The organism is Pseudomonas sp. NFIX49 (assembly GCF_900115915.1).
GTDB classification, from domain to species: Bacteria; Pseudomonadota; Gammaproteobacteria; order Pseudomonadales; family Pseudomonadaceae; genus Aquipseudomonas; species Aquipseudomonas pharyngis.
Genome location: NZ_FOYE01000009.1, coordinates 143,698 through 168,563, shown reverse-complemented (window position 1 = coordinate 168,563; position 24,866 = coordinate 143,698). Strand labels below are relative to the sequence as shown.

Sequence of the window (24,866 nt, the reverse complement as noted above, 5' to 3'; positions counted from 1 at the left end):
CTGCTTCGAAAACGAAGCAGGCCCTTTTTATTGCTCGCAAAAAAGCTCATGAACGAGTTTCCAGCACCAGCTTCATGAACGCCTCTGCCGCCGCACTGTGATAGTTGTTCTTGCGCCGCAATAACGCCGCTCCCCGCTGCGGCGCCTCGCTCTCGACACGCAAGCGGCGCAGTGCCCGGTCCTCGGTCGCAATCGCTTCCGGCAACATGGTCGCAATCGGCGCATGCCGGATCACTTCCAGCAACGTGCTCACCGAATTCACCTCGATCTGCACCTTGGGCGTGATGCCGTGCTGGCGGAAGTATTCATCGATCGACAGGCGCGTGAAAAAATCCGGCGCCAGCAAGGCGAAATCCAGCTGCGCGATGTCCTCCGGCGTCAGCACAGAAGCACTGGCATACAACGGATGTTCACGCCCGACCATCACCCCCAACGTCTCGACAAACGCCGGAATGCAATCAATGTCCGGATTACGCACCGGCGTGAAGGCAATCGCGATATCCAGCGAGTCATCCGCCAGCCCGGCCTCGATGTCATCCATCGACAACTCGAAAATCTCCAGGTGAATCCCCGGATACCGCGCCACGTAGTCGCGCACCAACGGCCCGACCAGGTACGCCATGAACGTCGGCGTCATGGCCAGGCGCAGCGAGCCTCGGGACAGATCCTTCACGTCATGCAACGCGCGCTTGCCCGCCTCCAGCTCCACCAGTACCCGTCGCGCGCATTCGATATAGGCCTGGCCGGCGTCAGTCGGTTTGACCGAGCGCGAGGTGCGGTCGAACAGATCCACACCGAGGCTTTCTTCCAGTTGGCGGATCTGTTGCGACAGGGTCGGCTGCGACACGTGCAGCGCCTCGGCCGCCCGGGTGAAACCACCGTGATCGGCCACGGCCAGCAGGTATCGCAAATGTCGCAGCAGCATGGGACGCTCCATCTATAGGCAGTGCTTATGCTTGGCATTGTATATCGGTCTTGGACGCTATGGATCAATCGGCAGAAGATGAATCCACACAGCAAGCCAACCCCGAAAGGAGAAGCACCATGCAATCCCAAGCCTACAACGACAGCCGCATCGCCCTGACCACCCGCGCCCTGGATGCCAAGGCTCAGAAAAACCTGTCGTGGCAGGATCTGGCCGACGGCACCGGCCTGAGCCTGGCCTACGTCACCGCCGCCCTCCTCGGCCAGCATCCACTGCCAAAAGCCGCGGCCGAAGTGGTCGGCGACAAGCTTGAGCTGAGCGCCGAAGACGTCGCCGCCCTGCAAATCATCCCGCTGCGCGGCAGCCTCGACGGTGTGCCGACCGACCCGACCATCTACCGCTTCCACGAGATGATTCAGATCTACGGCACCACCCTGAAGGCACTGGTTCACGAGCAGTTCGGCGACGGCATCATCAGCGCGATCAACTTCAAGCTCGACATCAAGAAAGTCGAAGACCCTGAAGGCGGTTCCCGCGCTGTGGTCACCCTCGACGGCAAGTTCCTTCCGCTGCGTCCGTTCTGATCCCTCCGGGCCCGTACACCGCGTGCGGGCCCCTCCAAACCTGATTTGCCAAGTCATCACCACATCTGCCTGGAGGCTGCCCCATGCAAAAAATTCTGTTGACCCTGGCCCTGCTCACCGGCCTCGCCGCCCAGGCCCAGGCTGATGAAGAGGCCGTCGCCTACCGCTACGGCATGTCGCTGGACATCGCGCAAGTCGTGAGCATCACCCCGGTCGCCGACGTCTGCGGCGTAGTGCCAGTCGAGATGACTTACCTCGACAGCCACGGCGCAAAACACATTCTTCAATACAGCGAATTCGGCACCGGCTGTTCGAACTGAGAGGACACACCATGAAAAACCTGATCGAAGGCTTCCTGAAATTCCAGAACGAAGCGTTTCCGCAACGCACCGAGCTGTTCAAACACCTGGCGACTACCCAAACCCCGGGCACGCTGTTCATCACTTGCTCCGACAGCCGCGTCGTTCCGGAACTGCTGACCCAGCAGGAACCCGGCGAGCTGTTCGTGATCCGCAACGCCGGCAATATCGTGCCGTCCTACAGTCCGCATCCGGGCGGGGTTTCGGCGACGGTGGAATACGCGGTGGCCGTGCTCGGCGTAACCGACATCGTGATCTGCGGCCACTCCGATTGCGGCGCCATGACCGCCATCGCCCAGTGCAAATGCATGGATCACCTGCCCGCCGTCAGCGGCTGGCTGCAACACGCCGAGTCGGCGAAAGTGGTCAACGAATCGCGGCCACACGCCAATGACGCCGCCAGGCTGAGTTCGATGGTGCGGGAAAACGTGATCGCGCAACTGGCGAACATCCAGACTCACCCGAGCGTGCGCCTGGCCCAGGAGAAAGGCCTGCTGAATCTGCACGGCTGGGTGTACGACATCGAGACCGGCTCGATCGACGCCCTGAGTGCCGACCGCCGTACCTTTGTCTCGCTGGCCGAGCAACCGTCGACGTGCGCGGTGTACGGCCAGGCAGTCGATGCGGCTTGAAAACACAACGCCGCGCCCGTCATTGCGACGGGCGCGGCGTTGTTCTGTTCAGCGTTTTACGCCCAGATCGATTTGCGTCATGCGGCTGCGCACGGTGAACACACCGTCGCCGGAGAGAATCGCGCTGCGAGCAAACAACCGACCGCTTTCCCAGTTCGAAAGACCCAGTTCCGGCTTGTTCAGCGCGTACTGGCCATCGACCCAACGGGTGATGCCGTTGCCCACGAACGGCGCATTGACCGCGCTGTAGAAACGTTCCTGAACCGCTGGATCTTCGCTGATCAACGACACCGTGAATTGCGGGCTGTAGCGATTGAACAGTGCGGTGGCCTGATCCAGATCGTCGACGATCATCAGGCTGGTTTCCGGGGTTTCTTCCCACTCCCATTCGCGACCCAGTTGAGCTTCCGGCAGCGGTTCGGCCAGGACTTCAGTCTGGTAACCCTCGGCGCGATAGACCTCGACCGTTGCGTTCTGCCAGTCGCTCGGCAGATAGCTTTCGCTGCCTTCGACGATGTGCAATTTGCAGCCCTGACCGCGCGCGGTACCGGCCTGTTTCAAGGCATCGAGGAACAGCGGCACCAGTTCAGCAGCACGGTCACGCTGGATCAGGCAGACGTTCAAGGTGTTGCAGACTTTGCGATCCAGCGAGTTGCGCACCACAGCGGCGAAGCGTTTGGCATCGGCATCACGATCAGCAATCAGCCACGCACCACCGGTGCCGTGCAGGCTGACGGCGGTGCCGGCCTGCTGGGCGATGCTGCCCAACTGACTGACCGCACGACCCGAACCACGGGCCACCGCCAGCGACAGACGCCGGTCGGCGAACATCGCCCAACCGGCGGCGTGGTTGACGCTCTCCACCAGCGACACCGCACCCGCCGGCAGACCGGCATCGGCCAACGCCGGGTTCAGGGCGTGGGTGACGATGGCTTGCGCGGTGCCCAGCGCATCGCTGCCAATCCGCAGCACGGCAGTGTTGCCGGTGCGCAGTACACCAGCGGCGTCAGCGAAGACGTTCGGCCGGCCTTCAAATACGAATGCGACGATGCCCAGCGGTGACACCACTTGCTCGACCTTCCAGCCGTCGTGCTCGACGCTGCTGATCACTTTGCCACGGGTCGCCGGCGCATCACGCCAGGCGCGCAGGCCGGCGATCATGTCGCGGCGCATGCGCTCGTCAGCGAGCAACCGGGTAGTGGAACGACTGCGAGCCTTGGCCCGCTCGATGTCGGCGAGGTTGGCGGTTTCGATCAGCGCCCAGGCGTCCGGGTTTTCCAGACGTTGGGCAAACAGATCGAAGAAGCGGCTGATGGCCTCGTCCGACACCGCGGACAACGCGGTAAACGCCGCCGCTGCACGCTCGATCGCCACCGATGCAGCCTGCTGATCCACCACCGGAATCAGCAACAGCTCGCCGCTCACCTGCTCCACCAGCAGATGGTCGCCGGGTCGGAAACGCTCGGCCAGTTCGGGGCTGACCACGGTGACGCGGTTACCGGCGAAAGGGATAGGCGTGCCAGCGACGAGACGTTCGAGCGCGAGAGACATGGAGCGGATTCACCATATTGAGGGCGGCCGGAAAATGTATAGGTTGGCCTCCCTCAACGCAACACGGGCTCAGAACACCGACCAGCCAATCCGCGAACTGAGCATTTCCAGCGCCGCCATCCCCGCCAGCGAATTGCCCGCCGTGTTCAACTCAGGCGACCACACGCACACCGTGAACTGCCCCGGCACCACCGCGACGATGCCGCCACCGACGCCGCTCTTGCCCGGCAGACCAACGCGGTAGGCGAAGTTGCCCGCCTCGTCGTACAGGCCGCTGGTGGCCATGATCGAGTTGACTTGCTGGGTCTGGCGGCGAGTAAGAATCTGCTCACCGCTGTGCTTGCAGAAACCGTCGTTGGCCAGGAAGCAGAACGCCCGGGCCAGATCGATGCAGTTCATGCGCAACGCGCAGTGGCTGAAGTAGCTGCGCAGCACCGCTTCAACGTCGTTGTGGAAATTGCCGAAGGATTGCATCAGGTACGCCATCGCCGCGTTGCGCGCGCGGTGCTGGTATTCGGAGTCAGCGACCTTGCCGTCAACCATCACCTGCGGGTTGCCCGACAGCCGCCGCACGAAGTCGCGCATCGACAAGGCCGGTGCGGCAAAGCGTGACTGGTTGATGTCGCAGATCACCAGCGCCCCGGCATTGATGAACGGATTGCGCGGACGGCCGCGTTCGAACTCCAGCTGCACCAGCGAGTTGAACGGCTGGCCGGACGGCTCATGGCCCAGACGCTCCCAGATGGCCTCGCCAGAATGTTCGATGGCCTGCACCAGGCTGAATACCTTGGAAATACTTTGCACCGAGAACGGCGTCTCGGCGTCGCCGGCGCAATACATCTCGCCGTCGTTGCCATACACGGCGATGCCCAGCTGATTGGCCGGCACGGTGCCGAGGGCGGGAATGTAGTCAGCCACCTTGCCCTGCCCGATCAGGGGCCGGACAGCGTCAAGGATCTCGTTCAACAGCGCTTGCATGCCGGGTCTCGAAGTCTCGCCCCATGGGATTGCGGGGACACGGTGGCTAGACGCTGCGCCCGGCAATCGAATCACACCGGCGCGGTGTATCGCAGTGTGTACGGCCCGACGCCCGACACATCCCGCCCACAAATCCGGCCCTTCGCGACACATCACCGATACAGCCCGGCGTTCAAATGAACCTGTCGATCGGCAACCCCGATCAAGCCTTTGAACTCACCTATCGCATCGGAGATTCACCATGACCAAGCTCTCGAAAACCTCCCTGACTCTGGGCCTGCTGCTTGCCGGTGGCCTGGCCCTGTCCAACGCCGCTTCGGCTTCCGAAGCGTTCACCGTCAAGCAACTGGATCACGGCTACAGCCAGACCCAGGCCAAGGCCGACTCGGCGGAAAAAACCTCGGAAGGCAAATGCGGCGAAGGCAAGTGTGGCGCCGGCGAGTAACCCTTTTCACGGGGCACGTTGGTGCCCCGTTTTCTTTCGAATGAATGGAGCCTTCCCATGACCACAGCTCTCTCGTCGGCCGTCAAAGGCCTGCACTGGAACCTCGACCGCGCCGGCCAGTGGCTCGCGCCGCTGACCTTGCGCCTGTTCATCGCCTGGGAATTTTTCGAATCGGGGCTGGAGAAATTCAACGGCCAGAACTGGTTCGAAGACATTCAGGAGCGGTTTCCGTTTCCCTTCGACCACTTGCCGGCCACGCTGAACTGGGAACTGTCGATGTGGGCCGAGCTGATCTGCGCGCTGGCGATCCTGATCGGATTCGGCACGCGGATTTCGGCGATTTCTCTGATCGTCGTGACCGTGGTCGCCACCGCTGCCGTGCACTGGCCGGCGGACTGGTCATCGTTGAGTGAGCTGGCCCAGGGTTACGCGATCACCAACAAAGGCTTCGGCAACTTCAAGCTGCCGGCCATTTATTTGGCTGCGCTGGTACCGCTGGTGTTTGCCGGGGCCGGCAAGTTGAGCGTGGATGCGTGGCTGGCGCGGTTTTTCTGGAAACACGCCAGCCACTGAGGATCAATGCGCCCGGTCCAGCCCCGCCAGCAACGCGCTGTCACGGCTGTAGATGTCCGGCGCGTAGAGCACACGACCCTGGCCGTCGACCTGTGCCGTCCAGTAAGTCATGAGGATCGGCACCGGATTGCTCAGGCGGAATTCATGGGTGGTGCCGGTGGCCAACAAGGTGTCGGTGCGCGCCTTCTCCGCCGGGCTGAGCAGCAAATCGCGCAGCTTCATCGGATGCTCGACCCGCACGCAGCCGGAACTGAACGCCCGTGGCCCCTTGTCGAACAGCGCCTTGCTCGGCGTGTCGTGCAGGTACACCGAAAACGGGTTGGGGAAACGAATGACCATTTGCCCCAGCGGGTTGCGCGGCCCGGCGTCCTGACGCAGGAGGATGTTGCCGGGGTTGTCCCAGTCGATGTCGGCGGCAGCCAGCGGCTGGCCGTTGGCGTCGAGCACTTGCAGGTTCTGGCGGCTGAGGAAGGTCTGATCCTTGCGGATTTCCGGCAGTTTGTCTTCCTTCCAGATGGTCGGCGGCACGGTCCAGGTCGGGTTCAGCGTCAGGCGCGTGACCCGGGATTTGAGCAGCGGGGTCTGGCGTTCGGCGCGCCCGACCTGGGTGCGGGTCTGCCACACCGGCAGGCCACCTTGATAAAGCGTCAGCTCGGCAGCGGCGACGTTGACCAGCAGACCGTCCGGCTCCATGTCTTGGGCCATCCAGCGGAAACGTTCAAGGTTGACCCGCAACTGTTCGCGGCGAGTCAACGGACTGATGTTGAGTTCGGCAATCGTCCCCGGCCCGACCACCCCGTCGGCCTGCAACGAATGGTTGGCCTGAAAGCTCTTCACTGCCTCCACCAATACGCCGTGATAAGCGTTGTCCGGCGTGCCGACCACACTGCTCAGGTAGCCTTCGCTGTACAGCCGCCGGGCCAGTTCCGGCACGCGTTTGTCTTCCATGTCCGGACGCAGCAACGGCCCATTGCCCACCGACGTCCACTGCGGCAAGGCTTTCAGGCGTTGAGCTGCGTAGAGATGGCGCAAATTCTGATACTGCGCCAACTGCGGCCGGGCCAGATCGAAGGCGGCGGGAACGTTGTGCACGCCCGGCACGGCGATCGCCAGCAATTCGGCCTGCCGGTCGCGTGGCGTTTCGTCGGAATGCCACAGCGGTTCGAAGTGCGATTGCAACAGGCGGCCGTAATGCAGATCCTGCAGGGCTTGCAGGTAATAGCGGCTGATCTCGATATCGGCGCACAGTTCGCCGTCCTGCGGGGCAGTGAGCGCTACCGGATAGCGTTTCGGGTTTAGGCCATCGTCGGCCAACAGCTGCAATTGCGCATGCAAGGCCGGCAATTGCCCGCCATCGGCCCACACTGGCAGCCAGTCCTGCTGCTGGTAGAACGCGCGCAACTGATCCAGCGCCGGGCCGTTGAGGCTGGTGCCGATCGTCGGGCACGCCTGGGGCAGGCTGATCAGCGCAGCCTGCAACGGGCTCTGCGGTTCGATGGGCATTTCCGTCGGCACGGGCGGCAGCGTCGGAAGTCCCGGCAACGGCTCTTCGGCGCAAGCGACAAACGGCGCAGCGAGCAAACAAATGCTCAAGTAGCATGCGTACTTTTTGAACAACTGCTTTACTCCAATCCATGGCCGTCTTGATTGACGGTCAACCTTACCTCAGGTGCGGTGCACAGTCAGGCCCGATTCGCGGGCTTGCCGGGAACGACTGGACGTCAGGAGCCTAAGTGCCAAACAAGTAGCAAGTGGAGACTCACTTTAAATGTTGACGTTTTTGCGCCGACTTCTGCTGACTGCCACCGCCCTTGGCGTGCTGACCAGCCCAGCCTTTGCCGCCGGCACCTCTTCGCCGGTTCTGTACACCAGCCTCGCGCACGCCGCTCCGGAACTCAATCCCCAGGCGCTGAAAGGTGCCTTGAACGCCATGCAATGTGCGATCAACAACGGCGCGAAGCAGTCCCGTCACCTGGCGATCATCGACTATTCGCAGCCGTCCACCGAGCGCCGGCTGTGGATCTTCGACCTGACCCGGAAAAAACTGGTGCTGCGTGATCTGGTCGCCCATGGTTCAAATTCCGGGGAAAACTTCGCCACCCGGTTTTCCAACCGTGAAGGCAGTTTTCAATCCAGCCTCGGCCTGTTCCGCACCCAGGAAAGTTACCAGGGCACCCACGGTTACTCGCTGCGCATGGACGGTCTGGAACCAGGCATCAACGACATGGCCCGTGACCGCGCCATCGTGATCCACGCCGCCGACTACGTGAACCCGTTCTGGAGCAAACGTACCGGCCGCCTGGGCCGCAGCCAGGGTTGCCCGGCGGTGCGACCGCAGGTTGCCAAACGGGTGATCGACAGCCTGAAGAATGGCCAATTCATGTTCTCCTGGTACCCGGATCAGCAGTGGCTGAAATCCTCGCCGTACCTCAACTGCCAGCCACAACAGATCGCGAGCATTCTCAGCACTCACGCCAGCTGAATACTCTGTGGGAGTGCGCTGGCTCCCACAGGTTCGGTTTATTACAGATTTGTCATCGAGTTGTCGGTTTGCCGAGCGGATCGCCCGGTAGCTTGAAGTTGTCCCGGCCAGAACGCCGATCAACTTCAACGACTCGAGTGCCCCATCATGAAAACCCTGATCCTCGCCTTCACCGCCCTCCTCGCCACCGGTTCCGTGTTCGCCGCGCCTGCGCCGGACGCTGCCGTCATTCATGACAAAACCGGCTTCTTCGTGCACCTGGATGTCGACAAAGTCCTCTCCAGCACCGATATTTCCCAGGCCTGCGGCGTGATCCCCGCGCAGCTCGACTACCTCGACCACCAGGGCCGTGAACATGTGCTGGACTATCAAGTACAAGGCAGCGGCTGCACCAACGACCATTGAGGCGCAGTAGCCATGAATATCCTTGTTGTCGAAGACGAACCCAAGGCCGGCAATTATTTGCTCAACGGCCTGCAGGAACTGGGCTACAGCGTGAGCCTGGCCCGGGACGGCGCCGATGGTCTGCACCTGGCGCTGGAATTCGACTTCGATGTGATCGTGCTGGACGTGATGATGCCGAAAATGGATGGCTGGGAAGTCCTGCGCCGGCTGCGCAAGGAAACCGACACGCCGGTGCTGTTCCTCACCGCCCGCGATGACATCGCCGACCGGGTCAAAGGCCTGGAATTGGGCGCTGACGATTACCTGATCAAGCCGTTTTCCTTCGCCGAACTGGTGGCGCGCCTGCGCACCCTGACCCGGCGCGGGCCGATCCATGAAGAAGAGCAATTGCAGGTGGCCGATCTGCAGATCGACGTGCTCAAACGTCGAGTCACCCGCGCCGGCAACCGGATCACCCTGACCAACAAGGAATTCGCCCTGCTGCAACTGTTCGCCACCCACACCGGGCAAGTGCTGTCGCGCTCGCTGATCGCCTCGCGGGTGTGGGACATGAATTTCGACAGCGACACCAACGTGGTCGATGTCGCCGTGCGCCGCCTGCGGGCGAAAATCGACGATCCGTTCCCGCTCAAGCTGATCCACAGCGTGCGCGGCATCGGCTACCGCTTCGATACCCAGCCATGAAAATCGCCGGCACTTACTCTCTGACCTTGCGTCTGGCGCTGGTCTTCGCCGTGCTCGCCTTCGCCGCGCTGGGAGGCCTGGGCGCGGCGCTGTACAACCAACTGGAAGCAGCTCTGATTCGCCGCGACGACATCCAGTTGGTCAGTCGCGTCGATCAGTTGCGCACCTTCCTCAACGACAGCAACACCCTGGAACTGATCAAGAACAAGCCGGCGCTGTTTCAGAACATGCTCGGCAACCGCGAAGCCTTGCTGACCATCGGCGCACCCGGCCAGCCGCCGTTGCTGGTGGTCAACCCCGGCAACCTCGCCACCCCGAACTTGCCCGCCGTACCGATCGATCACCCGATGGCCCTGAGCGATGTACAGCACTTGCCGAGCGTCGACGGTGTGCCATTTTCGGCGGTGGCGGCGACCATCGACTCGGGCGATCTGGGCAACCTGCAGGTGCTCACCGGACGCCTGATGACCGAGCGCACGGCAATGCTCGCCAATTACCGGCTCAGCGTGTACGGCCTCGCTTCATTGGCCGCGATTGTGCTGGCGCTGGTCGGCTGCCTGCTGGTGTATCGCGGTTTGCTGCCATTGCGGCGGATTGCCCGGCATGCCCACGGGATCGGCATCGCCAACCTCGGCGAACGCCTCGACCGCCACGGCACGCCCCGGGAATTGCAGCCGATGATCGAAGCTTTCAATGCGATGCTTGACCGGCTCGACCGAGGGGTTGCGCAACTGAGCCAGGTCTCCACCGACATGGCCCACGAACTGCGCACGCCGATCAACAACCTGCTTGGCGAAACCCAGGTCGCGTTGCAACAGAGCCGCAGCGTGGACGCCTATCAGCAGTTGCTCGCCTCCAACGTCGAAGAACTCGAGCGGCTGGCGCGGATGCTCGACAACATGCTGTTTCTTGCCCGCACCGACCCGGCCAGCGCGCTGAGCCAGCGTCAGGAGCTGGACGCCGGCGATGAGATGCAACGCATTGCCGATTACTTCGAGGGATTGGCGGCGGACGTCGGTATCACCATCGAGGCCAGTGGCAGCGGTGTGATCTGGGCCGAACCGATGCTGCTGCGCCGGGCCCTGGCCAATCTGTGCGCCAACGCGATCAAGTACGGCGCGGCAGATTCGACGCTGCAGGTCGAGGCCGTGGCCGAAGCGGACGGCAGTTATCTGCGGGTACGCAATCAGGGCGCGACCATTCCTGCCGAACACCTGTCGCGGCTGTTCGAACGCTTCTACCGCGTCGATCCGTCTCGCGAGCGCTCTGCCCAATCCAACGGACTGGGCCTGTCGATTGTCGCGACCATCATGCAATTGCATCAGGGCCGCTACAGCGTCAGCAGCGCCGACGGGATCACCTGCTTTGAACTGTTCTTTCCGGCCCGACAACCCCGCGACTGATTTCGCCAAGTTCTCCCTGTGGGAGCGAACCTGGTCCCACAAGGAAAATGCAGTGCGACGGCGCCATTGTGTGCGCGAAGTCTGCGCCTAACGCGCATCCCCGCCAGCGGGCTTATAGAACAGGAATTTCCTGGTCTCGGCGGTTTTCCTGTACTCCTTCGCCCAGCTCGGATGAACGTTGCGATCGTGGAAATAAAGCGCGCCGTGGGTGCGGTCGGTGAGCTGGCGGTTCAGCGCCTTGCCAGCGATTTCCTTGGCCAGCGCGTATTCGGCATCTTCCTTGACCTGATCCGGACGCCCGTCGCACCACCAGGAAAACTGGCAGCTCCTGCTTTCCGAGCCCTGCTTGACCACCGCGCAGACCGTGCCTGGAAAGCCGTCATGCCCCAAGCGATTCATCACCACACTGGCCACGCCTTCCATGTCGGCATTGTCCTTGCCCTTGGCTTCCCAATAGATGCTGCGCGCCAGACAGGTGATCGGATCGTCCAGTGGCGCAGCGCCGGCGGGGTCGACCGCCTGGGCTTCGGTCGGGGTGATGGCTTCGGATTTGGGTGCCGGGGGCGCGTCGGGCTTGTCGGCCGCCTTCTCTTCCAAAACCTCGGCTTTCGCCTCGGCCTTTTCCTTGATCGGTGCCTGATCGGTGGCCAGTGCCGCGCCGCTCAGCAGGGTCAACGCAAGACAGCAAAGCAACCCGTTCAATCCCATGATCATTCTTCCGGCAGGGCCCGCTGCGGGCAAAGTGTTACGTGGTTGAGACGCCCGGATCCCGGGCTCTTCGCGAAGTGTAGACGGCAATTTTCACAGCATCGTTCCGCAGAAAAATCCGTGCCATGAAGAAAAAGACATTGCACCAACCGGGGCCCTTTCGCGCATGATGTGCGCACTCAGCCCAAGGGAGATTTCCATGCGCTTCATGCCATCCGTTCTGCGACTCGCCGCGTTGTCCGTGGGCCTGGCGCTGGCCACTTCGGCCATGGCCACCGACGAGTCGCAATTGATCGAATCGATCAACAGCTACCGCAGCCAGCCGCAGCGTTGTGGCAGCCAGGCGTCCAGCGAATTGCCGCCGCTGTCGGCCGATCCGCGCCTGATTCTGCCGGCCACCGGCGTGGTGGATTTGCAGCAGGCGATGTCCAGCGCTCGCTACCCGATGGTCAACGTGCAGGCGATCACCCTGAACGGACCACGGGACGCGGCGTCGGCGATGAAGGCGATTCAGGAAAGCTTCTGTCAGGTGGTGCTGGATCCGCAGTTCGTCGATATCGGCGTCAGTCGCGCCGACCGTGACTGGCGCATCACTCTGGCCCGACCGCTGCTGTCCGCCCGCCTCGGCGACGGTCAGGCGGAAGGCCAGAAACTCCTCGAACAACTCAATGCCGCCCGCGCCCAACCGCGCCAGTGCGGCAGTCAGGCATTCGCGGCGACCACGCCGCTGGCATGGAACGCCGTGCTTGGCGGCGTTGCCCAGGAACACAGCCGCGAGATGGCCAACAACAATTATTTCGACCACAAGGACCGCAACGGCGGCACTCCCGGCGACCGCGCCGAACTGGCCGGTTACAGCGGCCAGCAGGTCGGCGAGAACATCGCCGCCGGGCAGGACACGGTGCAGAAGGTCGTCGCCGGCTGGCTCGCCAGCCCCGGTCATTGCGCCAACCTGATGAACCCGCAATACCGCGAGCTGGGCGCTGCCTACGCGGTCGATCCGAAGAGCAGCGCCGGGATCTACTGGACCGCGATGTTTGGCGGGGAGTAAACCTCAAGGCATCCTCCCCTTTAGGGGAGGATGAAAAATGCAGGCAATAAAAAACCGGAGCCAGGCTCCGGTTTTTTTATGCTCAGTGAGTTCTCATCCCCGCCGCGTACATCGCCAGTTTCAGCAGGCTCGCCACCACCGCCAGCGAAACCACGCTGCCGGACCAGATCAACAGCAACCAGCCCAGGCGTTTGTACCAGCGGCTTTTCACTTCACGCATCTCAATGGTAGCCATCGCCAATCCTCACTTTGCCGCGGAACACGTAGTAGCTCCAGAAGGTGTACATCAGGATCACCGGCAGGATGAACAGCGCGCCGATCAAGGCGAACAACTGACTGGTGGCCGGTGAAGCCGCCGCCCACAGGCTGACCGACGGCGGGATGATGTTCGGCCAGATGCTCAGCGCCAGACCGATGTAACCGAGGAACATCAGCACCAGGGTGAACACGAACGGCCAGTGGGTGTGGCGCTGACGCAGCGAACGCAACAGCCCGAACAACGCCAGCACCGCCAACAGCACCAGCCCGGCGAACACGGTCAGGTGCGCATGGTTGAACCAGCGGCTGGCCAGTTCCGGGTGCAGTTGCAACGTCCACACGCCGATCACCACCACCATCGCCAGCAGCAGCCACGCCAGTGGACGGCTGTAGTGACGCATCCGCGATTCGAGCATGCCTTCGGTCTTGACCAGCAACCAGGTGCTGCCGAGCAAGGCGTAGGCGATCACCAGACCGACGCCGCAGACCAGCGGGAACGGCGCCAGCCAGTCGAGACCGCCACCGGCGAACTGCCGATCCACCACCGGAATCCCCGCCACATACGCGCCGATCACCACGCCCTGGGAGAACGTCGCCAGCAGCGAACCGCCAATGAACGCCCAGTCCCACAGATGGCGTTTTTCAGCCGGCGCCTTGAAGCGAAACTCGAACGCCACCCCACGGAAAATCAGCCCCGCCAGCATGAAGATCAGCGGCAGATACAGCGCCTCGAGAATCACCCCGTAAGCCAGCGGAAACGCGCCGTACAACGCCGCCCCGCCGAGCACCAGCCAGGTTTCGTTGCCGTCCCACACCGGTGCGACGGTGTTCATCATCACGTCGCGTTCCTGCTCGTCGCTGATCATCGGGAACAGGATCCCGAGGCCCAGATCGAAGCCGTCCATGATCACGTACATCATCACCCCGAAGGCAATGATCACGCCCCAGATCAACGAGAGATCGATACCTTGAATACCCATGACTCAATGCTCCTTTTTCAGTGGACCCGGGTCGCGGATTCGAGGTTGTCGATGACCGCCGAAAGTGGCCGGCGCGGGGTCTGCACCTGAGTGCCTTCGGGCGGATGTTCGTGGTGCGGCTGCGGGCCCTTGCTCACCAGTTTCATCATGTAGCCGATGCCCACGGTGAACACCGTGCAGTAGATGACGACGAACAGCGCCAGCGAGGTGCTCATCTGCGCCACCGAGTGATGGGACGCGGCGTCATGAGTGCGCATCAGACCGTAAACAACCCACGGCTGACGCCCGACTTCGGTGGTGATCCAACCGGCCAGCAGCGCGATCAGACCGCTCGGCCCCATCAGCAGCACCAGCCGCTGGAAGCCGCGATGCCGGTAGACCTTGCCGTTGCGCCGCAGCGCCAGGCCCAGCACACCGACCAGAATCATCAACATGCCCAGCCCGGCCATCACGCGGAAGCTCCAGAAGATCACGGTCGAGTTCGGCCGGTCTTCTTTCGGGAAGCTCTTGAGCGCCGGAATCTGCTTGTCGAGGCTGTGGGTGAGGATCAGGCTGCCGAGGTACGGAATCTCGATCGCGTATTTGGTCTTCTCCGCCTGCATGTCCGGGATGCCGAACAACACCAGCGGGGTTGGACCGTTGTCGGCGTTTTCCCAGTGACCTTCGATGGCGGCGATTTTTGCCGGTTGGTGTTCCAGGGTGTTCAAGCCATGGGCGTCACCGACCACCGCTTGAATCGGCGCGACGATAAGCGCCATCCACAGCGCCATGGAAAACATCTTGCGCACCGGTTTGCTGTCGTTGCCGCGCAGCAAATGCCAGGCCGCCGAAGCGCCGACAAAGAACGCCGTGGCAACGAACGCGGCAATCGCCATGTGCGCCAGCCGGAACGGGAACGACGGGTTGAACACGATCGCCAGCCAGTCGACCGGCATCACCCGGCCGTCAACGATCTCGAAGCCCTGCGGGGTCTGCATCCAGCTGTTGGAGGCGAGAATCCAGAAGGTCGAGATCAGCGTGCCGATGGCGACCATCACCGTGGCGAAGAAGTGCAAGCCACGGCCGACACGGTTCCAGCCGAACAGCATCACCCCGAGGAACCCGGCCTCGAGGAAGAACGCGGTCAGCACTTCATAGGTCAGCAACGGCCCGGTGACGCTGCCGGCAAAGTCGGAAAACCCGCTCCAGTTGGTGCCAAACTGATACGCCATGACCAGCCCCGACACCACGCCCATGCCGAAGTTGACGGCGAAGATCTTCGACCAGAAGTGGTAAAGATCGCGGTAAGTGTCGTTACCGGTTTTCAGCCACAGGCCTTCGAGCACCGCCAGGAAACTCGCAAGACCAATGGTGATCGCCGGGAAGATGATGTGGAACGAAACCGTGAACGCGAATTGAATTCGCGCCAGGTCCAGTGCCTCCAGGTTGAACATGATGATGTCCTCATCCAGGCTGAAAAGCGGCAGCACACGGCCGGGCCACCGCCAGGCGCGAACGCCTGCAGCCAGTCAAATTGCAAAAGGGTTGGATCGCGTGGGTCGGTCAGGCCACCGACGACGGAATCAGGTTGCTCGCCTCGGCCGCTTCGAGGCGGATCGCCACGAATTTGGAGGTCGGCGTGTAGGTGCGGTCACCGTAACTTTCCAGCGGCACCAGCGGATTGGTTTCCGGGTAGTACGCGGCAGCCTGCCCGGCGGGAATGTCGTAGGCGATCAGGGTGAAACCGCTGACCCGACGCTCACGCTCGTCGCCCCACAGCGCCACCAGATCGACCTTTTGCCCCGGTTCGAAACCGAGCCGGCGGATGTCCTGTTCGTTGGCGAACACCACGTCGCGCATCCCGTATACACCGCGATAACGGTCGTCGAGGCCGTACAGCGTGGTGTTGTACTGATCGTGGGAACGCATGGTTTGCAGGATCAGGTGCGGTTTGACCGGTAGGTTGCGCACGCCTTCACTGATCAGATGTTCCGGCAGCACGCACGGGGTGAACTGGGCCTTGCCGGATTCGGTGTTCCAGACCCGGTCGGAGGCGTTGTTGCCGAGGTGGAAACCACCGGGGATCAGCAGTTTCTCGTTGAAGTTCTCGAAGCCCGGAATCACGTCGGCGATCAGGTTGCGGATGCGCCCGTAGTCGCCCACCGCCCATTCCCAGTCGATCGGGTGTTTGCCCAATGTGGCGGCGGCGATCCCGGCAATGATCGCCGGCTCGGATTTCAGGTGCGCCGACTTCGGCTTCAGTTGGCCGAACGACAAATGCACCATGCTGAAGGTGTCTTCCACCGTCACGCCTTGCGGACCTTCGGCCTGGACATCGATGTCGGTACGGCCCAGGCACGGCAGGATCAACGCATCACGCCCGGTCACCAGATGGCTGCGGTTGAGCTTGGTCGAAATGTGCACGGTGAGGTCGAGTTTGCGCATCGCGGCGTGGGTGCGCGGGGTGTCCGGCGTGGCTTGAGCGAAGTTGCCGCCGAGCCCGATAAACACCTTGGCTTCGCCACGTTCCATGGCGCCAATCGCCATCACCGTGTTGTGGCCGTGCATGCGCGGCACCTTGAAGTTGAAGCGTTTTTCCAGGGCGTCCATCAGCTCGGTCGGGGCCAGTTCGTTGATGCCCATGGTGCGGTCGCCCTGCACATTACTGTGGCCGCGCACCGGCGACAGCCCGGCGCCCGGACGGCCAACGTTGCCGCGCAACAGTTGCAGGTTGATGACTTCCTGCAGAGTCGGCACCGAGTGTACGTGCTGGGTCAGGCCCATGGCCCAGCACATGATCACGCTCTTGGCGCGGGCGTACATGCGGGCGGCCAGTTCGATGTCATGCAGCGGCACGCCGGACTGCTCGACGATGTGCTCCCAGCTCGTGGCATCGACTTCGGCCAGGTAGCTGTCGAGACCCGACGTGTGCTCGGCAATGAAGGCGTGATCGAACACCGGTTCGCCGCCAGTGGCCTGGGCTTCGCGCTCCCACTCCAGCAGGAATTTGGCCATGCCGCGAATCATCGCCATGTCGCCGCCCAGTGCCGGGCGGAAGTACGCGGTGTTGGTCGCTTCCCAGCCGTTGCTGAGCATCTCGATCGGGTTCTGCGGATTCTGGAAGCGCTCCAGCCCACGCTCCTTGAGCGGGTTGATGCACACCACCTGCGCGCCGCGTTTCACCGCTTCGCGCAGCGGTTCGAGCATGCGCGGGTGGTTGGTGCCGGGGTTCTGGCCGATCACGAAAATCGCGTCGGCGTGGTGCAGGTCTTCATAGACCACCGTGCCTTTGCCGACGCCCAGGCTCTCGCCCATGCTGACGGCGCTGGCTTCGTGGCACATGTTCGAGCAGTCCGGGAAATTGTTGGTGCCGTAGGCGCGGACGAACAACTGATAGAGAAACGCCGCTTCGTTGCTGGCGCGACCCGAGGTGTAGAACTCGGCCTCGTGGGGCGATTTCAGGCCTTTGAGGTGCTTGGCGATCAGCGCAAAGGCGTCGTCCCAGGTGGTTTCGACATAGCGGTCGACCCGCGCGTCGTAACGCATCGGATGGGTGATCCGGCCCTGATACTCAAGCCAGTAATCGCTTTGCTCGGCCAGGCTCGAGACTGTGTACTTGTTGAAGAACGCCGGATCGACCAGGCGGCCGGTGGCTTCCCAGTTCACCGCTTTGGCGCCGTTCTCGCAGAACTTGAGCATGCTCGCGCCGGGTGCTTCACCCCAGGCGCAACCGGGGCAGTCGAAGCCGCCGTTCTGGTTGGTCTTGAGCATGGCGCGGATGTTTTTCAGGGCATTTTCACTGCCCAGCCAGTTCTTGGTGAGGCTGATCACAGCGCCCCAACCCGCAGCGGCGCCCTTGTAGGGTTTGTAACGGTCGACTTGTGACATGGGACTTCTCCACGACGATGCACACAGGCAAAAACCTGATCGGGTTTAAACAGCGACGACTGACTTTCAGGTTAAAAAAGCGGTCGTTTCGTTTGACGGGGCCAAGGATAGAAACCGCTGCAAAACCTTGTCTAATCGCTATTAATGACTGCGTTATCGAAAGCATCTATCACCAACTTAATCCCTTTAAATCCGGGCACTTGCAAAACCAGGAAGGGAAAAATGACGAATAAATTTTTCATCATCGACAGCATCAATCGGCCGGTAATCAAGAGTGATTGGACGCTGTTCGAAGTTGCTCATAACCTGCGCCGACCCAATCCCTTCAATAGCGGATTTCACCCAAGCGAGGCTGTCATGTCAGAGCGCGTCTTGATCGATGGTTACAACCGCCGCGTCGACTACCTGCGCATGTCGGTCACCGACCGCTGCGACTTCCGCTGCGTGTATTGCATGGCTGAAGACATGCAGTTTTTGCCGCGCCAACGGGTGCTGACGCTGGAGGAGATCTATCAACTGGCGCAGAGCTTCGTTGCACTGGGCACCCGCAAGATCCGCCTGACCGGCGGCGAGCCGCTGATTCGCCCCGGCGTCGTCGGCTTGTGCAAGCAGATCGCCGCCCTGCCCGGCCTGCGCGAACTGTGCCTGACCACCAACGGCTCGCAACTCGGCAAACTCGCCAGCCCGCTGTTCGACGCCGGGGTCAAACGCCTCAACGTCAGCCTCGACAGCCTCGATGCCGAGCGCTTCAAACAGATGACCCGCACCGGCGACCTGGGCCAGGTGATCGACGGCATCGACGCCGCACGCGCCGCCGGATTTACCCGCACTAAACTCAATTGCGTGGTGATGCAGGGCCGCAACGATCACGAGATCAATGATCTGGTGCAGTTCGCCATCGAGCGGGATCTGGACATTTCCTTCATCGAGGAAATGCCGCTGGGGATCATCAGCGAACACAGCCGCGCCGAGTCGTTCTTTTCCAGCACTCAGGTGCGCGAAAAGATCGCCGAGCGCTACACCCTGATCGACTCCGCCGAATCGACCCAGGGCCCGTCGCGTTACTGGCGGCTGGCCGAAGCCCCGCACATCCGGCTGGGGTTTATTTCGCCCCACAGCCACAACTTCTGCGGCACCTGCAACCGGGTGCGGCTGACGGTCGAGGGGCGTTTGCTACTGTGTCTGGGGAACGAGCATTCGGTGGATCTGAAAGCGGTGCTGCGGGCTCATCCGGGCCAACCGGAACGGCTCGAGAAAGCCATCATTGAAGCGATGAAACTCAAGCCTTACCGGCACAACTTTGAAGTGAACGACGACGTGCAAGTGGTGCGTTTCATGAACATGACCGGCGGCTGATCCGCCACGTTTGCAAGGCAGAGAGCCGCATGATTATCCGACCCAAGGTCAATCAATTCGCCATTCTCTTCACCCTCAAGGGCTCGATTGCCAAGCGCATCGCCCTGCGCGCCCTGATGGTGACGCTGCTGGCGTCGGCCATCGTGCTGGTGGAAATGCTCCACCCGAGCAACTTCACCAAGGTCAACGCCACACCGTTCACCCTGCTCGGCCTGTCGCTGTCGATCTTCATGAATTTTCGCAACAACGCCTGTTACGACCGCTGGTACGAAGCGCGCAAGGCCTGGGGCGAAGTGATCGTGCATGTGCGCTCGGTGATCCGCGAGACCCATGTGATTCGCGAATCGGCCCAGCGCCGTCTGTTGCTGCTCAACCTCGCAGGTTTTGCCCACGCGCTGAATGCGCGGTTGCGCCGGGAAGACGAAGCCGCCGCCAGCGCCGAGTGGATCACCCCGCAACACGATGCGCAGGTACCGGACTACAGCGGGCGAATCCTGCAAACCGTCGGCCAGCAATGTTCCGATCTGCACGAATCAGGTGATCTCAGCGAATGGCGCTACATGCTGCTGGCCAATCACCTGACCAGCCTGACCCAGGCGCAGGCGGTGTGCGAGCGGATCAAGAACACGCCGCTGCCCTTCCCTTACACCTTGCTGCTGCACCGCACGATTTATCTGTTTTGCATCCTGCTGCCGTTCGCCATGGCCGAACCGCTGGGCTGGCTGACGCCGCTGTTCACGGCGATTGTCAGCTACACCTTCTTCGGGCTGGATGCGATTGCCGATGAGCTGGAAGACCCGTTCGGCCGGGATGAAAACGATTTGCCGACCGATGCGCTGGTGCGCAGCATCGAGCGGGATATTCTCTCGGAGCTGGGAACGGAACCGTTGCCGCCAGCGCTGAAACCGGTGGACTACGTCCTCAGTTAATCGACTGCCTCCATTTCCGGGAAGGGAGAGTCATTAATCCAGATGCGCCCAGGTCATGCGGAACGACGCCCCGCCCCATGATGAATCGCCGACCTCGACCTGCCCGCCATGGGATTGCGACACCCGCCGCACCAGCGCCAGGCCGAGGCCGAAGCCGCCCGTGCGGCGGTCGCGGCTGGCGTCCAGACGCGAGAACGGTTCGAAGATTTTCTCCCGTCCATCCAGCGGCACGCCCGGGCCGTCGTCGTTGACCTGCACTTCGTATTGATCACCGATGCGCACCAGCGACACCTCGACACGCTGCTCGGCATACCGGATGGCATTGCGCAGCAGATTGATCACCGCCCGCGCCATGAACCGCGGTTCGATCCGCACTTCATCGACCCGGCAATCAACGATCAATAGCTGCACCCCGGCCGCCTCGGCCTCCAGCGCCACGCTGCCGACCACGCTGTCGAGCCAGTTGGCAGCTTGAATATTCTCGCGGGTGATCACGGTCGCGCCGCGTTCGAGGCTGGCGTAGGTCAGCAGTTCGGAGACCATTTCTTCCAGCTCGCCGAGGTCGGCATACATGTCGGCGATCAGTTCGCGGTTCTGGCTGGCGTCCGGTTGCTGCTTGAGCTGATCGAGCTCGAACGACAACCGGGCAATCGGCGTGCGCAGTTCGTGGGAGACCGCGTTGGTCAGTTCGCGCTGATTGGCGATCAGGCCTTCGATGCGCGCCGCCATCAGGTTGAAGTGGCCGGCCAAGTCGCGGATGTTCGAGCGTTTGGACAGCTGGATCCGCACCGAAAGATCGTTGTCGCCGAAACGCTCGGCGGCCAGCCGCAGTTTTTCCAGATCGCGCCAGTGCGGACGAACCCAGAAGTACAAAACGATGCCGAGCAGCACCGCCAACATCATATAGGCCCCGGCAATGTAGAACGGCATCAGGCTCGGCTCGGGCGGCAGCTTGATACTGAGCAACTGCGAACCACCGTCGATGTTGCTGATGAACTGGGTGTAGTCATCGCGGATCACCAACACATCCTGGGCCAGTTCGGCTTTTTCCTGATCGCTGAGGTTCAATTGGTCAGCCTCGACCAGGCTCAACGTCAGCCCGTAGTGCGGCCGTAACGCCTCCAGTTGCGCCTCGCGCGCCGCGCCCTGCTGGTCGCGCATGTGTTCGACCAGCGACCAGGCCTGACCGCGCACCGCTTCACGGTTGTAGGCCTGCATCTGGTTGTCGAGCAACGCGTTGAAGGTGTGCTCGACGGTTTGCAGCGCCGCCACCAGCCCGACGGTCATCACCAGAAACAGCCCGAGAAATAACCGCAGCATCTACAACTCCCACGCGAACGGATTGAACAGGTAACCCTTGCCCCACACGGTCTTGATGCACACCGGCTCGCGAGGGTTGTCCTTGAGTTTGTTGCGCAACTTGCTGATGTACACGTCGACGCTGCGGTTGAGGCCATCGAAGGCGATGCCGCGCATGCGGTTGAGAATGTCATCGCGCGACAGGATCTTGCCGGCGGCGCTGGCCAGCAGCCACAGCAGCTCGAATTCCATGGTGGTCAGCTCGATCAGCTCGCCCGCCAGACGCACTTCGCGGCAACTGCGGTCGATGATCAGGTTGCCGAACTCCAGTGAACTGACCACGCCGCTGTCCGGCACCTGCCGGCGTTGCAGGGCACGCAGGCGTGCGAGCAGAACCGGCGGCTTGATCGGTTTGATCACGTAGTCATCGGCGCCGGACTCCAGGCCCAGAATATGGTCGAGATCGTCTTCCTTGGCGGTCAGGATGACAATCGGTGTGTCCGACACGCTGCGGATTTCCCGGCACACGTGCAGGCCGCTCTGCCCCGGCAGCATCAAGTCGAGCACCACCACTTTGGGCTTGAATTCGAGAAACGCGGCCACGGCCAGGTCGCCGCGATGCACCGTGCGCACCTCGTAGCCGTGTTGTTCGAGAAAGTGGGCGATCAGCGCGGCCAGCCGCTCATCGTCTTCCACCAGCAGGACTCTGCCAAAACCCAGGTTATCCATAACAACCGCCGCCAACCGCTTTGTGAAGTGGGCGCCATTATGGCGGCATTCGCGGGCGAGTCGTTTATCGCAGGCAGCAAAAACCGGGCTCCGGGGCCGGTTTTCGTTGATGTTTCATACTCTTAAGAGTTTTTAACAATTCATGCCGCGACAGGTACGCCGCTGTGGAAACGGAATTCCTCGTCCGGCGATTCGATCAGGTCCCGCTCGGCGGCGCGGACTCTCTCGATCACTTGGGCGATGTCCTTGGCGTCGCCGTACTGATAGGCCAGTTTCAGGTAACCCTGAAAATGCCGGGCCTCGCTTTTCAGCAGGCCGAAGTAGAACTTGCCGAGTTCTTCGTCCAGGTGCGGCACCAGCGCTTCGAACCGCTCGCAACTGCGCGCTTCGATAAAGGCGCCGACCACCAGGGTGTCGACCAGTTTCACCGGTTCATGGCTGCGCACCACTTTGCGCAGGCTCGAGGCATAACGGCCTGCATGCAGCTGGCGCAGTTCGATCTTGCGTCGCTTCATGATGCGCATCACCTGCTCGTGGTGCACCAGTTCTTCCCGGGCCAGACGCGACATCATGTTGATCAGATCGACATGGGAATGGTACTTGGCGATCAGGCTCAAGGCGGTGCTGGCGGCCTTGAACTCGCAGTTCTTGTGGTCGATCAGCAGGGTTTCCTGATCGGCCAGCGCGGCCTGGACCCAGGCGTCAGGCGTGCGGCAACCAAGGAAGTCGTGGATTTCGGGAAGGATCATGGGGCTCACGGTCAAAAGGTGTTCGAGCGAAGGGCGCCGATTATACCGGCCTGCCCGCAGACCACCAGCGGCCGGCGTTGATATGCATCAAGTCGCAGGCACGGCAGCAGCAACTATAGTTGTGCAACGCCGTGCCTTTTCATTGCTGGAGACTCCGCTATGCAAGCCATTCGCAGCATTCTGGTGGTTATCGAACCCGAACACGCGGAAAGCCTGGCGCTCAAGCGCGCCAAGCTGATCGCCGGGGTGACCCAGGCCCATCTGCACCTGCTGGTCTGCGACAAGAAGCACGATCACGCCGGCATGCTCAGCGTGCTCAAGGCCGCGCTGCTGGCGGACGGCTACAGCGTCACCACCGAACAGGCGTGGAACGAGAGCCTGCACGAAACCATCATCGACGTGCAGCAGGCCGAAGGTTGCGGGCTGGTGATCAAACAGCATTTCCCCGACAGCTCGCTGAAGAAGGCCCTGCTGACCCCGGCGGACTGGAAACTGCTGCGCCATTGCCCTACTCCCGTGCTGCTGGTGAAAACCGCCGGTTCGTGGAAGGACAAGGTGATTCTTGCGGCGGTCGACGTGGGCAATGCCGACGGCGAACACCGTCATCTGCACACCACGATCATCGACCACGGCTTCGACATCGCCAGCCTGGCCAAGGGGCATCTGCACGTGATCACCGCCCATCCGTCGCCGATGCTGTCGGCGGCCGACCCGACGTTCCAGCTCAAGGAAACCATCGAGGCGCGCTATCGCGAGCAATGCCGGGCGTTTCAGGCTGAATTCGACATCGATGACGCTCACCTGCACGTCGAGGAAGGCCCGGCCGATGTGCTGATTCCGTTCGTGGCGCACAAGCTGCAGGCGGCGGTGACGGTGATCGGCACCGTGGCGCGCAGCGGGGTATCCGGTGCGTTAATTGGCAATACCGCCGAACAGGTGCTGGATCAGCTGGAAAGCGACGTGCTGGTGCTCAAGCCTCAGGAGGTTGAAGACCATCTGGTGGAGTTGGCGGTCAAGCATTGACCTTTGCGGCCAGGGAGCAATCTCCCTGGCCGTAAGCCAACCTCAGTCGCCGAGCGCATCCTTAAGAAAACCGGGCGCGATGTAGCGCTGATAGTGCGCTTCCGACAGCAGGAAAAATTCCCGATCAATGGCATCGCGCAGTTCCGGCAGGTTCCAGTCGCGAAACTCCGGCAGCAGCACCATGCCGTAGGCTTCCAGATTAATGATCACCCGCGCGCCCCGGGCGATCAGCTGATACGCCCAGCAATATTCCGACTGATGCGGCACGAAGCGGATCTTGCGCTGTTCCAGCTGCAGACGCAGGCGCGCCGGATCGAAGACCTCGACCTTGCTCGCCATCACTTGTGACAGCAATTGCTCAAGACGCAGCCAGACCGCGCGCTTTTCCTCCTCGTTGTAACCGTTCCAATGGATCACTTCGTGGTGGAAACGCTTGCAGCCACGGCACACCAGATCACCGTAAACGGTGGAGCAGAGGCCGACGCAGGGGGTCTTGATGGTCTGATTGGGCATAGAGTGGGCAAAACACTTGAAACGCGGAACAGGTCGGCATGTTAGCCCTTTGTCCGCCATTCATCACCCCTCAAACGTCAGGGGCAAGCGCCGGATCAGGGTTTGCCCCACCTGCGCACAACGCAACCAAAGTCCAATAGAGCGCGACTTACCTTTAAATTTTTTTTGCCGTAGAATCAGCCAGCCTTTTTAGGCGCCAATGTCCGTTAGAAGCTGTTTTCAAAGCGTCACGAGCACAGTCGTTCCTTCAGAGCGGTGTTGGCGTAAGGTTTTTCCAGCGGGGAAAAGCCATACGCCAACCCTCATCAGCTCCCCGTTCTGCAGGCGTAAAACTTTGAAAGCAGCTTCTGTAAGGAATTGCCGGTAATTCTGGCCGAACGACC

At 62.0% G+C, this 24,866-nt stretch carries 26 protein-coding genes; 13 read left to right on the top strand and 13 right to left on the bottom strand.

Annotated elements, in window-relative coordinates; all coding sequences use genetic code 11:
- Window positions 1-46: 46 nt before the first annotated feature.
- On the bottom strand, window positions 47-925 hold the full coding sequence (gene cynR / locus BMZ46_RS24645) for a transcriptional regulator CynR (protein ID WP_074688744.1): 879 nt from the start codon (window positions 923-925) through the stop codon (window positions 47-49).
- Between the two features lie 119 nt (window positions 926-1,044).
- Here cynR and cynS point away from each other — a divergent pair, with 119 nt between their 5' ends.
- The 3 genes from cynS (at window position 1,045) to BMZ46_RS24630 (ending at window position 2,500) form a co-directional block, all read left to right on the top strand.
- A complete protein-coding gene (gene cynS / locus BMZ46_RS24640) occupies window positions 1,045-1,509 on the top strand; it encodes a cyanase (RefSeq protein ID WP_011334741.1) in 465 nt (154 codons plus the stop codon).
- A gap of 83 nt (window positions 1,510-1,592) precedes the next feature.
- Window positions 1,593-1,829, top strand: coding sequence for a DUF2790 domain-containing protein (locus tag BMZ46_RS24635; protein WP_039767100.1), 237 nt, complete (start codon window positions 1,593-1,595; stop codon window positions 1,827-1,829).
- An 11-nt stretch (window positions 1,830-1,840) separates the two neighbouring features.
- Window positions 1,841-2,500 carry a carbonic anhydrase gene (locus BMZ46_RS24630; RefSeq protein WP_039767103.1) on the top strand — a complete coding sequence of 220 codons (660 nt, stop codon included), beginning with the start codon at window positions 1,841-1,843 and terminating at the stop codon, window positions 2,498-2,500.
- A 48-nt stretch (window positions 2,501-2,548) separates the two neighbouring features.
- Here the strand turns inward: BMZ46_RS24630 and BMZ46_RS24625 are convergent, their stop codons facing one another.
- Complete coding sequence (locus BMZ46_RS24625) at window positions 2,549-4,051, bottom strand: aldehyde dehydrogenase family protein (protein WP_039767106.1); 1,503 nt, start codon at window positions 4,049-4,051, stop codon at window positions 2,549-2,551.
- Window positions 4,052-4,120: 69 nt separating this feature from the next.
- Window positions 4,121-5,029, bottom strand: coding sequence for a glutaminase B (gene glsB, locus BMZ46_RS24620; protein ID WP_011334745.1), 909 nt, complete (start codon window positions 5,027-5,029; stop codon window positions 4,121-4,123).
- A 241-nt stretch (window positions 5,030-5,270) separates the two neighbouring features.
- Here glsB and BMZ46_RS24615 point away from each other — a divergent pair, with 241 nt between their 5' ends.
- A complete protein-coding gene (locus BMZ46_RS24615; RefSeq protein WP_074688746.1) occupies window positions 5,271-5,474 on the top strand; it encodes an HvfA family oxazolone/thioamide-modified RiPP metallophore in 204 nt (67 codons plus the stop codon).
- A 57-nt stretch (window positions 5,475-5,531) separates the two neighbouring features.
- On the top strand, window positions 5,532-6,047 hold the full coding sequence (locus tag BMZ46_RS24610) for an HvfX family Cu-binding RiPP maturation protein (protein ID WP_074688748.1): 516 nt from the start codon (window positions 5,532-5,534) through the stop codon (window positions 6,045-6,047).
- Window positions 6,048-6,050: 3 nt separating this feature from the next.
- On the opposite strand, the gene BMZ46_RS24605 is transcribed toward BMZ46_RS24610, so the two are convergent.
- Complete coding sequence (locus BMZ46_RS24605; RefSeq protein WP_074688750.1) at window positions 6,051-7,664, bottom strand: L,D-transpeptidase family protein; 1,614 nt, start codon at window positions 7,662-7,664, stop codon at window positions 6,051-6,053.
- Between the two features lie 151 nt (window positions 7,665-7,815).
- On the opposite strand from BMZ46_RS24605, the gene BMZ46_RS24600 reads away from it, so the two are divergent.
- From BMZ46_RS24600 to BMZ46_RS24585, 4 genes are all read left to right on the top strand, one after another.
- Window positions 7,816-8,529, top strand: a complete 714-nt coding sequence (locus BMZ46_RS24600) for a murein L,D-transpeptidase catalytic domain family protein (protein ID WP_011334749.1) — start codon at window positions 7,816-7,818, stop codon at window positions 8,527-8,529.
- A 147-nt stretch (window positions 8,530-8,676) separates the two neighbouring features.
- The gene (locus BMZ46_RS24595; RefSeq protein ID WP_064597487.1) at window positions 8,677-8,934 is read left to right on the top strand and encodes a DUF2790 domain-containing protein; all 258 of its coding nucleotides are present in this window, start codon (window positions 8,677-8,679) and stop codon (window positions 8,932-8,934) included.
- Window positions 8,935-8,946: 12 nt separating this feature from the next.
- Window positions 8,947-9,618: a heavy metal response regulator transcription factor gene (locus tag BMZ46_RS24590; protein ID WP_007950581.1), complete on the top strand. Its 672-nt coding sequence runs from the start codon at window positions 8,947-8,949 to the stop codon at window positions 9,616-9,618.
- Window positions 9,615-11,021, top strand: a complete 1,407-nt coding sequence (locus BMZ46_RS24585; protein ID WP_074688752.1) for a heavy metal sensor histidine kinase — start codon at window positions 9,615-9,617, stop codon at window positions 11,019-11,021. Before BMZ46_RS24590 ends, BMZ46_RS24585 begins: the two co-directional genes overlap by 4 nt.
- Window positions 11,022-11,108: 87 nt before the next feature.
- Here BMZ46_RS24585 and BMZ46_RS24580 read toward each other — a convergent pair whose 3' ends face one another.
- Window positions 11,109-11,729 carry a cell wall hydrolase gene (locus BMZ46_RS24580; protein ID WP_074688754.1) on the bottom strand — a complete coding sequence of 207 codons (621 nt, stop codon included), beginning with the start codon at window positions 11,727-11,729 and terminating at the stop codon, window positions 11,109-11,111.
- Window positions 11,730-11,928: 199 nt separating this feature from the next.
- Between BMZ46_RS24580 and BMZ46_RS24575 the strand changes: the two genes are divergently transcribed.
- Entirely contained in the window at window positions 11,929-12,780 is an 852-nt protein-coding gene (locus tag BMZ46_RS24575) for a CAP domain-containing protein (RefSeq protein ID WP_064597492.1), read from the top strand.
- Between the two features lie 82 nt (window positions 12,781-12,862).
- On the opposite strand, the gene BMZ46_RS24570 is transcribed toward BMZ46_RS24575, so the two are convergent.
- The 4 genes from BMZ46_RS24570 to BMZ46_RS24555 form a co-directional block, all read right to left on the bottom strand.
- Window positions 12,863-13,015 (bottom strand): DUF2474 domain-containing protein, encoded by a 153-nt coding sequence (locus tag BMZ46_RS24570; RefSeq protein ID WP_074688757.1) that lies wholly within the window; start codon window positions 13,013-13,015, stop codon window positions 12,863-12,865.
- Window positions 13,002-14,018 carry a cytochrome d ubiquinol oxidase subunit II gene (gene cydB / locus BMZ46_RS24565; RefSeq protein ID WP_074688759.1) on the bottom strand — a complete coding sequence of 339 codons (1,017 nt, stop codon included), beginning with the start codon at window positions 14,016-14,018 and terminating at the stop codon, window positions 13,002-13,004. The genes BMZ46_RS24570 and cydB overlap by 14 nt, the downstream gene beginning before the upstream one ends.
- 17 nt (window positions 14,019-14,035) lie before the next feature.
- Window positions 14,036-15,451, bottom strand: coding sequence for a cytochrome ubiquinol oxidase subunit I (locus tag BMZ46_RS24560; protein WP_074689296.1), 1,416 nt, complete (start codon window positions 15,449-15,451; stop codon window positions 14,036-14,038).
- Window positions 15,452-15,560: 109 nt separating this feature from the next.
- A complete protein-coding gene (locus BMZ46_RS24555) occupies window positions 15,561-17,885 on the bottom strand; it encodes an FdhF/YdeP family oxidoreductase (protein WP_039767129.1) in 2,325 nt (774 codons plus the stop codon).
- A gap of 357 nt (window positions 17,886-18,242) precedes the next feature.
- Between BMZ46_RS24555 and moaA the strand changes: the two genes are divergently transcribed.
- Complete coding sequence (gene moaA / locus BMZ46_RS24550) at window positions 18,243-19,241, top strand: GTP 3',8-cyclase MoaA (RefSeq protein ID WP_039767130.1); 999 nt, start codon at window positions 18,243-18,245, stop codon at window positions 19,239-19,241.
- A 29-nt stretch (window positions 19,242-19,270) separates the two neighbouring features.
- A complete protein-coding gene (locus BMZ46_RS24545) occupies window positions 19,271-20,170 on the top strand; it encodes a bestrophin family protein (RefSeq protein ID WP_074688761.1) in 900 nt (299 codons plus the stop codon).
- Window positions 20,171-20,203: 33 nt separating this feature from the next.
- Here the strand turns inward: BMZ46_RS24545 and BMZ46_RS24540 are convergent, their stop codons facing one another.
- The 3 genes from BMZ46_RS24540 to BMZ46_RS24530 form a co-directional block, all read right to left on the bottom strand.
- Window positions 20,204-21,490, bottom strand: coding sequence for an ATP-binding protein (locus tag BMZ46_RS24540; RefSeq protein ID WP_074688763.1), 1,287 nt, complete (start codon window positions 21,488-21,490; stop codon window positions 20,204-20,206).
- On the bottom strand, window positions 21,491-22,198 hold the full coding sequence (locus BMZ46_RS24535; RefSeq protein WP_011334763.1) for a response regulator: 708 nt from the start codon (window positions 22,196-22,198) through the stop codon (window positions 21,491-21,493).
- A 140-nt stretch (window positions 22,199-22,338) separates the two neighbouring features.
- The gene (locus tag BMZ46_RS24530; RefSeq protein ID WP_074688765.1) at window positions 22,339-22,947 is read right to left on the bottom strand and encodes a MiaE family protein; all 609 of its coding nucleotides are present in this window, start codon (window positions 22,945-22,947) and stop codon (window positions 22,339-22,341) included.
- Between the two features lie 159 nt (window positions 22,948-23,106).
- Between BMZ46_RS24530 and BMZ46_RS24525 the strand changes: the two genes are divergently transcribed.
- Entirely contained in the window at window positions 23,107-23,970 is an 864-nt protein-coding gene (locus BMZ46_RS24525) for a universal stress protein (RefSeq protein ID WP_074688767.1), read from the top strand.
- A 42-nt stretch (window positions 23,971-24,012) separates the two neighbouring features.
- Here BMZ46_RS24525 and BMZ46_RS24520 read toward each other — a convergent pair whose 3' ends face one another.
- On the bottom strand, window positions 24,013-24,483 hold the full coding sequence (locus BMZ46_RS24520; protein WP_039767141.1) for a DUF1289 domain-containing protein: 471 nt from the start codon (window positions 24,481-24,483) through the stop codon (window positions 24,013-24,015).
- Between the last annotated feature and the right edge of the window lie 383 nt (window positions 24,484-24,866).

Coding starts and splice junctions, on each gene's coding strand:
- cynR (WP_074688744.1), bottom strand. CDS start 925: ATGCTGCTGCGACATTTGCGATACCTGCTGGCCGTGGCCGATCACGGT.
- cynS (WP_011334741.1), top strand. CDS start 1,045: ATGCAATCCCAAGCCTACAACGACAGCCGCATCGCCCTGACCACCCGC.
- BMZ46_RS24635 (WP_039767100.1), top strand. CDS start 1,593: ATGCAAAAAATTCTGTTGACCCTGGCCCTGCTCACCGGCCTCGCCGCC.
- BMZ46_RS24630 (WP_039767103.1), top strand. CDS start 1,841: ATGAAAAACCTGATCGAAGGCTTCCTGAAATTCCAGAACGAAGCGTTT.
- BMZ46_RS24625 (WP_039767106.1), bottom strand. CDS start 4,051: ATGTCTCTCGCGCTCGAACGTCTCGTCGCTGGCACGCCTATCCCTTTC.
- glsB (WP_011334745.1), bottom strand. CDS start 5,029: ATGCAAGCGCTGTTGAACGAGATCCTTGACGCTGTCCGGCCCCTGATC.
- BMZ46_RS24615 (WP_074688746.1), top strand. CDS start 5,271: ATGACCAAGCTCTCGAAAACCTCCCTGACTCTGGGCCTGCTGCTTGCC.
- BMZ46_RS24610 (WP_074688748.1), top strand. CDS start 5,532: ATGACCACAGCTCTCTCGTCGGCCGTCAAAGGCCTGCACTGGAACCTC.
- BMZ46_RS24600 (WP_011334749.1), top strand. CDS start 7,816: ATGTTGACGTTTTTGCGCCGACTTCTGCTGACTGCCACCGCCCTTGGC.
- BMZ46_RS24595 (WP_064597487.1), top strand. CDS start 8,677: ATGAAAACCCTGATCCTCGCCTTCACCGCCCTCCTCGCCACCGGTTCC.
- BMZ46_RS24590 (WP_007950581.1), top strand. CDS start 8,947: ATGAATATCCTTGTTGTCGAAGACGAACCCAAGGCCGGCAATTATTTG.
- BMZ46_RS24585 (WP_074688752.1), top strand. CDS start 9,615: ATGAAAATCGCCGGCACTTACTCTCTGACCTTGCGTCTGGCGCTGGTC.
- BMZ46_RS24580 (WP_074688754.1), bottom strand. CDS start 11,729: ATGGGATTGAACGGGTTGCTTTGCTGTCTTGCGTTGACCCTGCTGAGC.
- BMZ46_RS24575 (WP_064597492.1), top strand. CDS start 11,929: ATGCGCTTCATGCCATCCGTTCTGCGACTCGCCGCGTTGTCCGTGGGC.
- BMZ46_RS24570 (WP_074688757.1), bottom strand. CDS start 13,015: ATGGCTACCATTGAGATGCGTGAAGTGAAAAGCCGCTGGTACAAACGC.
- cydB (WP_074688759.1), bottom strand. CDS start 14,018: ATGGGTATTCAAGGTATCGATCTCTCGTTGATCTGGGGCGTGATCATT.
- BMZ46_RS24560 (WP_074689296.1), bottom strand. CDS start 15,451: ATGTTCAACCTGGAGGCACTGGACCTGGCGCGAATTCAATTCGCGTTC.
- BMZ46_RS24555 (WP_039767129.1), bottom strand. CDS start 17,885: ATGTCACAAGTCGACCGTTACAAACCCTACAAGGGCGCCGCTGCGGGT.
- moaA (WP_039767130.1), top strand. CDS start 18,243: ATGTCAGAGCGCGTCTTGATCGATGGTTACAACCGCCGCGTCGACTAC.
- BMZ46_RS24545 (WP_074688761.1), top strand. CDS start 19,271: ATGATTATCCGACCCAAGGTCAATCAATTCGCCATTCTCTTCACCCTC.
- BMZ46_RS24540 (WP_074688763.1), bottom strand. CDS start 21,490: ATGCTGCGGTTATTTCTCGGGCTGTTTCTGGTGATGACCGTCGGGCTG.
- BMZ46_RS24535 (WP_011334763.1), bottom strand. CDS start 22,198: ATGGATAACCTGGGTTTTGGCAGAGTCCTGCTGGTGGAAGACGATGAG.
- BMZ46_RS24530 (WP_074688765.1), bottom strand. CDS start 22,947: ATGATCCTTCCCGAAATCCACGACTTCCTTGGTTGCCGCACGCCTGAC.
- BMZ46_RS24525 (WP_074688767.1), top strand. CDS start 23,107: ATGCAAGCCATTCGCAGCATTCTGGTGGTTATCGAACCCGAACACGCG.
- BMZ46_RS24520 (WP_039767141.1), bottom strand. CDS start 24,483: ATGCCCAATCAGACCATCAAGACCCCCTGCGTCGGCCTCTGCTCCACC.